Source organism: Endozoicomonas sp. ALE010 (genome assembly GCF_049310165.1).
Classification (GTDB): Bacteria; Pseudomonadota; Gammaproteobacteria; order Pseudomonadales; family Endozoicomonadaceae; genus Endozoicomonas.
Genome location: NZ_JBLYNV010000098.1, coordinates 1 through 11,533, shown reverse-complemented (window position 1 = coordinate 11,533; position 11,533 = coordinate 1). Strand labels below are relative to the sequence as shown.

Annotated in this window: 4 protein-coding genes; all 4 read left to right on the top strand. The window is 51.0% G+C overall.

Annotated features, from left to right (window positions below):
• Window positions 1-1,676 (top strand): DUF1601 domain-containing protein (locus ACO6UY_RS22980; protein WP_422463764.1); only part of this gene is annotated, 1,676 nt, incomplete at its 5' end.
• Between the two features lie 58 nt (window positions 1,677-1,734).
• The gene (locus ACO6UY_RS22975) at window positions 1,735-5,109 is read left to right on the top strand and encodes a DUF1601 domain-containing protein (RefSeq protein ID WP_422463766.1); all 3,375 of its coding nucleotides are present in this window, start codon (window positions 1,735-1,737) and stop codon (window positions 5,107-5,109) included.
• 105 nt (window positions 5,110-5,214) lie between these two features.
• Entirely contained in the window at window positions 5,215-8,781 is a 3,567-nt protein-coding gene (locus ACO6UY_RS22970) for a DUF1601 domain-containing protein (protein ID WP_422491411.1), read from the top strand.
• A gap of 59 nt (window positions 8,782-8,840) precedes the next feature.
• Complete coding sequence (locus ACO6UY_RS22965; protein ID WP_422491410.1) at window positions 8,841-11,420, top strand: DUF1601 domain-containing protein; 2,580 nt, start codon at window positions 8,841-8,843, stop codon at window positions 11,418-11,420.
• The last annotated feature ends 113 nt before the right edge of the window (window positions 11,421-11,533 follow it).

Here is an 11,533-nt window from a genome sequence, read left to right as displayed (position 1 = left end):
TGTTGCCCCACGTGAACGCACAGAAAGACCAATTTATTCCTCAGCATATCGCCAACCTGCTGTGGGCCATGGCGAAACTGGTGGACAACGGGCAGGAGCAGACACCAGAGCTCAAAGAGGCTGTGGCCGCACTGTTGCCCCAAGTGAACGCACAGAAAGACCAGTTTATTCCTCAGCATATCACCAACCTGCTGTGGGCCCTGGCGAAACTGGTGGACAACGGGCAGGAGCAGACACCAGGGCTCAAAGAGTCCGTGGCCACGCTATTGCCCCGTATAAAGGCACAGAAAGCGAACTTTACACCACAGGCAATCACCAACCTGCTGTGGGTCGTGGCAAAACTGGCGAACAGCGGGCAGGAGCTGACACCAGAGCTCAAAGAAGTCGTGTCCGCGCTGTTGCGCCACGTGAACGCACAGAAAGCTCACTTTAAACCACAGGAAGTCACCAACCTGCTGTGGGCCATGGCGAAACTGGTGGATAACGGGCAGGAGCAGACTCCAGGGCTCATCGAGGTTGTGGTCGCGTTGTTGCTCCACGTTAACGCACAAAAAGACCAATTTAATGCCCAGGGTATTGCCAACCTACTGTGGGCCATGGCGAAACTGGTGGACAACGGGCACGAGCAGACACCAGAGTTCAACGAAGCGGTGGCTGCGCTGTTGACCTGCGTAATCGTACAAAAAGCTAACTTTAAACCACAGGAAATCGCCAACCTGCTGTGGGCCATGGCGAAACTGGTGGACCTTGGGCAGGAGCAGACACCAGGGCTCAACGAGGCTGTGGTCGCGCTGTTGCCCCTCGTGAACGCACAGAAAGACCAATTTAATGCCCAGGGTATTGCCAACCTGCTGTGGGCCACGGCCAAACTGGGTGAACTCGTTGAGCTGAAACTGGCTACCTCTGCGTTCGAATCGCTTGTCTATCGAATCAGTGAGAACCTTCAGTTTTCGCAGGAAGAGATATCGATGTCTCTCTGGGGAGTCATGGTATGCTGTGCCAGGTTGGCTCTAGACTCCAATGAAAATAAAAATAACGTGCTTGAAAAGCACATGGATGACCTGTTGACTCGCCTGGAAAATACCTCGCCAGATAATGAAGAGGATCAATCCATCATGATCATGGCCGCAAGTTGGCTTGGCAGAGCGTGTCCGGTCGTCCACCATTACCAGAAAGCCATTTCAAAAACCCAGGCCAACTTCCGCTATCAACTCCAATCATGCATTCCATCGTTGAGGATTGAAGAAGAAAAGAGCCTGAACGCATTACCTCCGGTTGACCTGCTGCTGCCAGATCACAACATGGTGATTGAAATTCAGGGACCATTTCATTACGTGAATGGTGATTTCAAAACCAGGAATGGTTCGACTCTGCTGAAAATCGCACTGCTGAAAAAATCAGGATTTGAGGTCATTGAAATCCCGGTCAACATGCTTTGGAATCAGGACTTAATGAAACCCTATATTGATCAAATAAAGACCAGGATAGGCATCCCCCCACAGGAGCATGGCTCTGTATCATTTAATAGAGGGTGGGCAGATGCTGCATACGTGACTTGTGAAGAACACTTAGAAGAGCAAACCAACCCAGCAAAGAAGAAGAAGAGAAGAAGAAAACAAACAGTCAGTAATCGCCTGCCTCCCATCATGACTCAAGTAAACTTTTCCGCAAAATGAACTTCTGGGCAGAACAGCAGTCTGCTTTTATGTTTTCATGAATTAATGAAATATAATTATGGATAGAAGTTCTGCTGGTATCAGTGGTAGATACACAAGATCAGATAATGATTACAACCAACCGAATGGTCATGCCCCTTCTTCAAGGTGTGGTCGATATAGACATGCCACAGTCAGACAGCGGGATAGTCACCCCCACTCTACCCCGGGATGTAACGAATTTCACCATTCTTCTGGCACACGCCCTTCTCAATATTTAATACACCGTTCAGTAAACTCTGCTCATGATTTTAATGCCCTCATCAAACCAGAAATAATGGCTGGTCTGGTGAGGAAATCGGATCGTTTCGGTCATCGCTATGATGGGAGAGATCACGGTCTATATGCCAGTTCAGTTAAAAAATACACGTCATCTGCTAAAAGACCATTAAATCGAGCGGAACAAAGCCAGCTGATGCGTTTGCTGCAAAATTTCGCAGCAACACGGAGCTGGAATTGGCGAAGCCTGACGACAACACTTCATTCATTGACTTCAGCGGGCGTTTTTAGTCTTCATAAACCCATGGATGAGCGAGTTAAACTTACGCAGGCTAGCTTATTGTCAACCCTATTTGATGCAATAATATTTAACTGCAACCAAAAACCTCCAGCCAGGGATATTGATGCCCAGGGTGTCGCCAACCTGCTGTGGGCAATGGCAAAACTGGTGGACAACGGGCAGGAACGGACACCAGAGTTCAACGAGGCCCTGGTCGCTTTGTTACACCACGTGAACGCACAAAAAGCTCACTTTAAACCACAGGAAGTCACCAACCTGGTGTGGGCCATGGCGAAGCTGGTGGACAACGGCCAAGAGCAGACACCAGATCTCAAAGAGGCCATGTTCGCTCTGTTGCCCTATGTGAACGTACAGAAAGACCGATTTATTCCTCAGGCTATCACCAACCTGCTGTGGGCCATGGCGAAAATGGTAGACAACGGGCAGGAGCATACACCAAGGTTCAAAGAGGCCGTGGCTGCGCTGTTGCCCCGCGTGAACGCACAGAAAAACCAACTTAATGCCCAGGGCGTTGTCAACATGCTGTGGGCAATGGCGAAACTGGTGGACAACGGGCTGGAGCGGACACCAGGTCTCAAAGATGCGGTGGCCGCCCTGCTGCCCCTCCTGAATGCAAAGAAAGACCAATTTAACGCCCAGGGCATTGCCAACCTTCTGTGGGCCATGGCGAAACTGGTGGACAACCGGCTGGAGCGGACACCAGGGCTCAACGAGGCTGTGGCCGCCCTGCTGCCCCTCGTGAACACACAGAAAGACCAATTTATTCCTCAGCATATCGCCAACCTGCTGTGGGCCATGGCGAAACTGGTGGACAACGGGCTGGAGTGGACACCGCAGCTCAAAGAGGGCGTGGCCGTGCTGTTGCCACAAGTGAACCCGGAGAAAGCTAACTTTAAACCACAGGAAATCGCCAACCTGCTGTGGGCCATGGCGAAACTGGTGGACAACGGACTGGAGCAGTCGCCAGAGCTCAACGAGGCCGTGGCCGCCCTATTGCCCCTCGTGAACGTACAAAAAGCTAACTTTAAACCACAGGGTATCGTCAACCTGCTGTGGGCCATGGCAAAACTGGTGGACAACGGGCTGGAGCGGACACCAGAGTTCAAAGAGGCCATGGTCGCCATGCTGCCCCTCCTGAACGCACAGAAAAACCGACTTAATGCCCAGGGCATTGCCAACCTGCTGTGGGCCATGGCGAAACTGGTGAACAACGGGCAGGAGCAGACAACAGAGCTCAACGAGGCCGTTGCTGCGCTGTTGCCTCGCGTGAATTCACAGAAAGACCGATTTATTCCTCAACATATTGCCAACCTGCTGTGGGCCATGGCAAAACTGGTGGACCACGGGCTGGAGCGAACACCAGAGCTTAACGAGGCCGTGGCGGCGTCGTTGCCCGACGTGGACGCACATAAAGCTAACTTTAAACCTCAGGAAATCGCCAACCTGCTGTGGGCCATGGCGAAACTGGTGGACAACGGGCAGGAGCAGACACCAGAGCTCAAAGAAGCAGTGACCGCGTTGTTGCGCCACGTGAGCGCACAGAAAGCCAACTTTAAACCTCAGGAAATCACCAACCTGCTGTGGGCCATGGCGAAACTGGTGGACAACGGGCAGGAGCAGACAACAGAGCTCAACGAGGCCGTGGCCGCGCTGTTGCCCCAAGTGAACGCACAAAAAGACCAATTTATTCCTCAGCACATCGCCAACCTGCTGTGGGCCTTGGCGAAACTGGTGGACAGCGGGCAGGAGCAGACACCAGGGCTCAACGAGGCCGTGGCTACCCTGTTGCCCCTTGTGAGCGCACAGAAAGACCAATTTAATACCCAGGGCATTGCCAACCTGCTGTGGGCCATGGCGAAACTGTTGGACAACGGGCTGGAGCGGACACCAGAGTTCAAAGAGGCCACCGCCGCCTTGCTGCCCCTCCTGAACGCACAGAAAAACCGACTTAATGCCCAGGGCATTGCCAACCTGCTGTGGGCCATGGCGAAACTGGTGGACAACGCGCAGGAGCGGACACCAGAGCTTAACGAGGCTGTGGTCGTGCTGCTACTTCTCGTGAACGCACAAAGAGCTAACTTTAAATCACAGGAAATCGCTAACCTGCTGTGGGCCATGGCGAAACTGGGTGAACTCGTTGAGCTGAACGTGGTTACCTCTACGTTCGAATCGCTTGTCTATCGAATCAGTGAGAACCCTCAGTTATCTCAGAAAGAGATATCGATGTCTCTCTGGGGAGTAATGCTCTGCTGTGCCAGGTTGTTTCTAGACTCCAATACCAATAAAAATAACGTGCTTGAGAAGCACATGGATGACCTGTTCACTCGCCTGGAAAATACATTGCCAGATAATGAAGAGGATCAATCCATCATTACCATGGCTGCAAGTTGGCTTGGCAGAACCTGTCCGGTCATTCCCCATTACCAGACGACCATTTCAAAAACCCAGGCCGACTTCCGCGATCAACTCCAATCATCTATTCCATCTCTGAAGATTGACGAAGAAAAGAGTCTGAACTCATTACCCCCGGTTGACCTGTTTCTGCCAGATCACAATATAGTGATCGAAGTTCAGGGACCGTCTCATTACGTGGGTGGTGATTTCAAAACCAGGAATGGTTCGACTCTGCTGAAAATCGCACTGCTGCAAAAATCAGGATTTGAGGTCATTGAAATCCCGGCTAACCAGCTTTTGCACAACGATTTAATGAAACCATATATTGATCAAATAAAGATCAGGATAGGCATCCCGCCACAGGGGCATGACTCTGTTTCACTTAAAAGAGGGTGGACAGATGCTGCATACGTTACTGCCGAAGAACATTTACAAGAGCAAACCAACCCGGCAAAGAGGAAGAAAACAAACAGTCAGTAATCGCCTTCCTCCCATCATGTCTCAAGTAAACTTTTCCGCAAAATGAACTTCTGAGCAGAACAGCAGTCTGCTTTTTATATTTTCATGAATTAATGAAATATAATTATGGACAGAAGCTCTGCAGGTATCAGTGGTCAATACGCAAGGTCAGATAACGGTTACAATCAACCGAATGGCCATGCCCCTTCTTCAAGGCGTGGGCGATACCGACATGCCACAGTCAGACCATGGGATCATCCCCCCCACACTGCACCGGGTCGCCATGAATTTTACCATTCTTCTGGAGCAAACTCTTCTCAACATCTACAGGGCCGTTCAGTAAACCCTGCTCAGGATTTTAATGCCCTCATCAAACAGGAAATAATGGATGATTTGTTGAGAAAATCGGATCGTTGCGGTCACCGCTATGATGGGAGACATCACGGTCGATATGCCAGTTCAATTAAAAAATACACGTCAGCTGCTAAAGGACCGTTAAATCGCACAGAACAAAGCCAGCTGATGCGTTTGCTGCAAAATTTTACCGCAACACGGAGCTGGAATTGGCGAAGCCTGACGACAACACTGCACTCATTTACTTCAGCAGGCGTTTTTATCCGTCATAAACCCATGGATGAGCGTGTTCAGCTCACTCAAGCTGCCTTATTATCGACGCTACTGGATGCAATAATATTCAAGTGCAACCAAAAACCTGAAGCCAGTGATATTAGTGCTCAGGGTATCGCTAACCAGCTGTGGGCCATGGCGAAACTGGTGGACAACGGGCAGGAGCAGACAGAAGAGTTCAAAGAGGCTGTGGCCGCGTTGTTGCCCCACGTAAACGTACAGAAAGACCAATTTGTTCCTCAGGCTATCGCCAACCTGGTATGGGCCATGGCGAAAATGGTAGACAACGGACAGGAACACACACCAGAACTCAAAGCGACCGTAGCCGCACTGTTACCCCGCGTGAACGCACAGAAAGCCCAGTTTAATGCCCAGGGTATCGCCAACCTACTGTGGGCCATGGCGAAACTGGTGGACAACGGGCTGGAGCCGACAGCAGAGCTCAAAAAGGCCGTGACCGTGTTGTTGCCCCATGTGAACGCACAGAAAAAACAATTTATTCCTCAGGGAATCGCCAACCTGCTGTGGGCCATAGCGAAACTGGTGGACATCGGCCAGAAGCGGACACCAGGGCTCAACGAAGCCGTGGCCGCCCTGTTGCCCGAAGTGAACGCACAGAAAGAGCAATTTATTCCTCAGGCTATCGCCAACCTGCTGTGGGCCATGGCAAAACTGGTGGACAACAGGCAGGAGCAGACACCAGAGCTCAACGAGGCCGTGGCCACGCTGTTGCCCCGTATAAAGGCACAGAAAGACCAGTTTATGCCTCAGAATATCGCTAACCTGCTGTGGGCCATAGCGAAACTGGTGGATAGCGGGCAGGAGTCGACACCAGAGCTCAACGAGGCCGTGGCCGTGCTGTTGCCCCAAGTGAACGCACAGAAAGACCAGTTTATTCCTCAGCATATCGCCAACCTGCTGTGTGCCCTGGCGAAACTGGTGGACAACGGGCAGGAGCAGACACCAGGGCTCAAAGAGTCCGTGGCCACCCTATTGCCCCGTATAAAGGCACAGAAAGCGAAATTTACACCACAGGAAAACGTCAACTTACTGTGGGCCATGGCGAAACTGTTGGACAACGGGTACGAGCGGACACCAGAATTCAAAGAGGCCATGGCCACGCTGTTGCCTTGCGTGAACGCACAGAAAGGCCAATTTAATGCCCAGGGTATCCCCAACCTGCTGTGGGCCATGGCGAAACTGGTGATCAACGGCGAGGAGAGTTCACTTGGGCTCAACAAAACATTGGCCGTGCTGTTGCCCCATGTGAGCGCACAGAAATACCACTTAAATGCCCAGGGTATCGCTATTCTGCTGTGGGCCATGGCAAAACTGATTGACAACGGTCAGGAGTGGACTCCAGAGCTCAACGAGGCTGTGGCCGCGCTATTGCCCCTCGTAAACATAAAGAAAGACCAATTTATTCCTCAGCATATCGCCAACCTGCTGTGGGCCATGGCAAAACTGATTGACAACGGTCAGGAGTGGACACCAGAGCTCAACGAGGCTGTGGCCGCGCTATTGCCCCACGTGCACTTACAGAAAGCTAACTTTAAACCACAGGAAATCGCCAACCTGCTATGGGCCACGGCGAAACTGGTGGACAGCGGGCAGGAGAAGATACCAGGGCTCATGGAGGCCGCGGCCGCGCTGTTGCCCCACGTGAACGCACAGAAAGCTGACTTTACACCACAGACAATCACCAACCTGCTGTGGGTCATGGCAAAACTGGCGAACAATGGGCAGGATCTGACACCAGAGCTCAAAGAAGTCGTGTCCGCGCTGTGGCGCCACGTGAACGCACAGGAAGCTCACTTTAAACCACAGGAAATCACCAACCTGCTGTGGGCCATGGCGAAACTGGTGGATAACGGGCAGGAGCTGACCGCAGGGCTCAAAGAGGCTGTGGCCGTGTTGTTGCCCCACGTAAACATACAGAAAGATCAATTTGTTCCTCAGGCTATCGCCAACCTGCTGTGGGCCATGGCGAAACTGGTGGACAACGGGCACGAGCAGACACCAGAGTTCAACGAAGCGGTGGCTGCGCTGTTGACCTGCGTAATCGTACAAAAAGCTAACTTTAAACCACAGGAAATCGCCAACCTGCTGTGGGCCATGGCGAAACTGGTGGACAACGGGCAGGAACAGACACCAGGGCTCAACGAGGCTGTGGTCGCGCTGTTGCCCCTCGTGAACGCACAGAAAGACCAATTTAATGCCCAGGGTATTGCCAACTTGCTGTGGGCCACGGCCAAACTGGGTGAACTCGTTGAACTGAACGTGGCTACCTCTACGTTCGAATCTCTTGTCTATCGAATCCGTAAGAACCTTCAGTTTTCTCAGGAAGAGATATCGATGTCTCTCTGGGGAGTCATGGTATGCTGTGCCAGGTTGGCTCTAGACTCCAATCCCAATAAAAATAACGTGCTTGAAAAGCACATGGATGACCTGTTGACTCGCTTGGAAAATGCCTCGCCAGATAATAAAGAGGATCGATCCATCATGATCATGGCCGCAAGTTGGCTTGGCAGGGCGTGTCCGGTCGTCCGCCATTACCAGAAAGCCATTTCAAAAACCCAGGCCGACTTCCGCGATCAACTCCAATCATGCATTCCATCTTTGCGGATTGAAGAAGAAAAGAGCCTGAACTCATTACCTCCGGTTGACCTGCTTCTGCCAGATCACAACATGGTGATTGAAGTTCAGGGACCGTCTCATTACGTGGGTGGTGATTTCAACACCAGGAATGGTTCGACTCTGCTGAAAATCGCACTGCTGAAAAAATCAGGATTTAAGGTCATTGAAATCCCGGTTAACCGGCTTTTGAACAAAGATTTAATGAAACCCTATATTGATCAAATAAAGACCAGGATAGGCATCCCCCCACAGGAGCATGACTCTGTATCATTTAATAGAGGGTGGGCAGATGCTGCATACGTGACTGGTGAAGAACATTTAGAAAAGCAAACCAACCCAGCAAAAAAAAAGAAGAAGAGAAAAAGAAAACAAACAGTCAGTAATCGCCTTCCTCCCACCATGACTCAAGTATACTTTTCCGCAAAATGAACTTCTGAGCAGAACAGCAGTCTACTTTTTATATTTTCATTAATTAATGAAATATAATTATGGATAGACGTTCTGCTGGTATCAGTGGTCAATACGCAAGATCAGGTAACGGTTACAACCAACCGAATGGCCATGCCCCTTCTTCAGGGCGTGGGCGATATAGACATGCCACAGTCAGACAGCGGGGTAGTCACCCCCGCTCTACCCCTGGATGTAATGAATTTCACCATTCTTCTGGACGTCCTTCTCAATATTTAATTCACCGTTCAGTTAACTCTGCTCAAGATTTTAATGTCCTCATCAAACAGGAAATAATGGATGATCTGGTGAGTAAATCACAACGTTTCGGTCAACGCTATGATGGGAGAGATCACGGTCTGTATGCCAGTTCAGTTAAAAAATACACGTTAGCGGTTAAAAGACCGTTAAATCGAGGGGAACAAAGCCAGCTGATGCGTTTGCTGCAAAATTTCACAGCAAGCCGGAGCTGGAATTGGCGAAGCCTGACGACAACACTGCATTCATTGACTTCAGCGGGTGTGTTTACCGTTCATAAACCCATGGATGCGCGAGTTAAGCATACTCAAGCTGCCTTATTGTCAACGCTATTTGATTCAATAACATTTAACTGCAACCAAAAACCTGAAGCCAGAGATATTGATGCCCAGGGTATCGCCAACTTGCTGTGGGCCATGGCAAAAATGTTGGACAACGGGCAGGAGCAGACACCAGAGTTCAACGGGGCCGTTGTCGCGCTGTTGCCCCACGTGGACGCACAGAAAGACCAATTTAAGACCCAGGGTATTGCCAACCTGCTGTCGGCCATGGCGAAACTGGTGGACAACGGGCAGGAGCGGACGCCAGAGCTCAACGAGGCCGTGGCTTCGCTGCTGTCCCATGTGAACGGACAGAAGAAAGACCAATTTAATTCCCAGCATATTGCCAACCTGCTGTGGGCCATAGCGAAACTGATGGACAACGGGCAGGAGCAAACACCAGCGTTCAACGAGACCGTGAGCGTGCTGCTGCTCCGAGTGAGGCCACAGAAAGCCAACTTCAAACCTCAGGAAATCACCAACCTGTTATGGGCCATGGCGAAACTGGTGGACAACAAGCAGGAGCAGACACCAGAGCTCAAAGAGGCTGTGGCCGCACTGTTGCCCTGCGTGAACACACAGAAAGCCCAATTTAATCCCCAGGATATCGCCAACCTGCTGTGGGCCATGGCGAAACTGGTGGACAACGGGTACGAGCAGACACCAGAATTCAACGAGGCCGTGGCCGCACTGTTGCCCCTCGTGAACGCACAGAAACCTGACTTTAAGCCACAGGGAATCGCCAACCTGCTGTGGGCCATGGCGAAACTGGTGGACAACGGACAGGAGCGAACACCTGGACTCAAAGAGACCGTAGCCGGACTGTTGCCCCTCGTGATCGTACAGAAAGACCAATTTAATGCCCAGGGGATCGCCAACCTGCTGTGGGCCCTGGCAAAACTGGTGGACAACGGGGAGTGGATACCGGTGCTAAACGAGGCCGTGGCCGCGCTGTTGCCCCTCTTGAAAGCACAGGAAGTGCAATTTAATGTCCAGGATATCGCCATCCTGCTGTGGGCCCTGGCGAAACTGGTGGACAACGGGCTGGAGTGGACACCCGGTCTCAACGAGGCCGTGGCCGGGCTGTTGCCCCAAGTGAACGCACAGAAAGCTAACTATAAACCACAGGCAATCACCAACCTGCTGTGGGCCATAGCGAAGCTGGTGGACAACGGGCTGGAGCAAACACCAGAGCTCAAAGAAGCTGTGGCCGCACTGTTGCTCCACGTGAATGCACAGAAAGACCAATTTAATGCCCAGGGTATTGCCAACCTGCTGTGGGCCACGGCCAAACTGGGTGAATTCGTTGAGCTGAACGTGGCTACCTCTACGTTCGAATCGCTCGTCTATCGAATCAGTGAGAACCTTCAGTTTTCTCAGGAAGGGATATCGATGTCTCTCTGGGGAGTCATGGTATACTGTGCCAGGTTGTCTCTGGTCTCCAATGCCAATAACAATAACGTGCTTGAAAAGCACATGGATGACCTGTTGACTCGCCTGGAAAATACCTCGCCAGATAATAAAGATGATCGATCCATCATGATCATGGCCGCCAGTTGGCTTGGTAGAGCCTCTTCGGTCGTCCCCCATTACCAGACGACCATTTCAAAAACCCAGGCCGACTTCCGCGATCAACTCCAATCATCTATTCCATCTCTGAAGATTGAAGAAGAAAAAAGTCTGAACTCATTACCTCCGGTTGACCTGTTTCTGCCAGATCACAACATGGTGATTGAAGTTCAGGGTCCCTCTCATTACGTAGGTGGTGATTTCAACACCAGGAATGGTTCGACTCTGCTGAAAATCGCACTGTTGCAAAAAGCAGGATTTGAGGTCATTGAAATCCCGACTAACCAGCTTTTGAACAACGATTTAATGAAACCCTATATTAATCAAATAAAGACCAGGACAGGCATCCCGCCACAGGGTCATGGCTCTGTATCACTTAAAAGAGGGTGGACAGATGCCGCATACGTGACTGGTGAAGAACATTTAGCAGAGCAAAGCAACCCGGCAAAGAGGAAGAAAGCAGGCAGCCAATAATCGCCTTCCTCCCATCATGACTCAAGTAAACTTTGCCGCACAATGAACTTCCGGGCAGAACAGCAGTCTGTATTTTTATATTTTCATGAATTAATGAAATATAATTATGGATA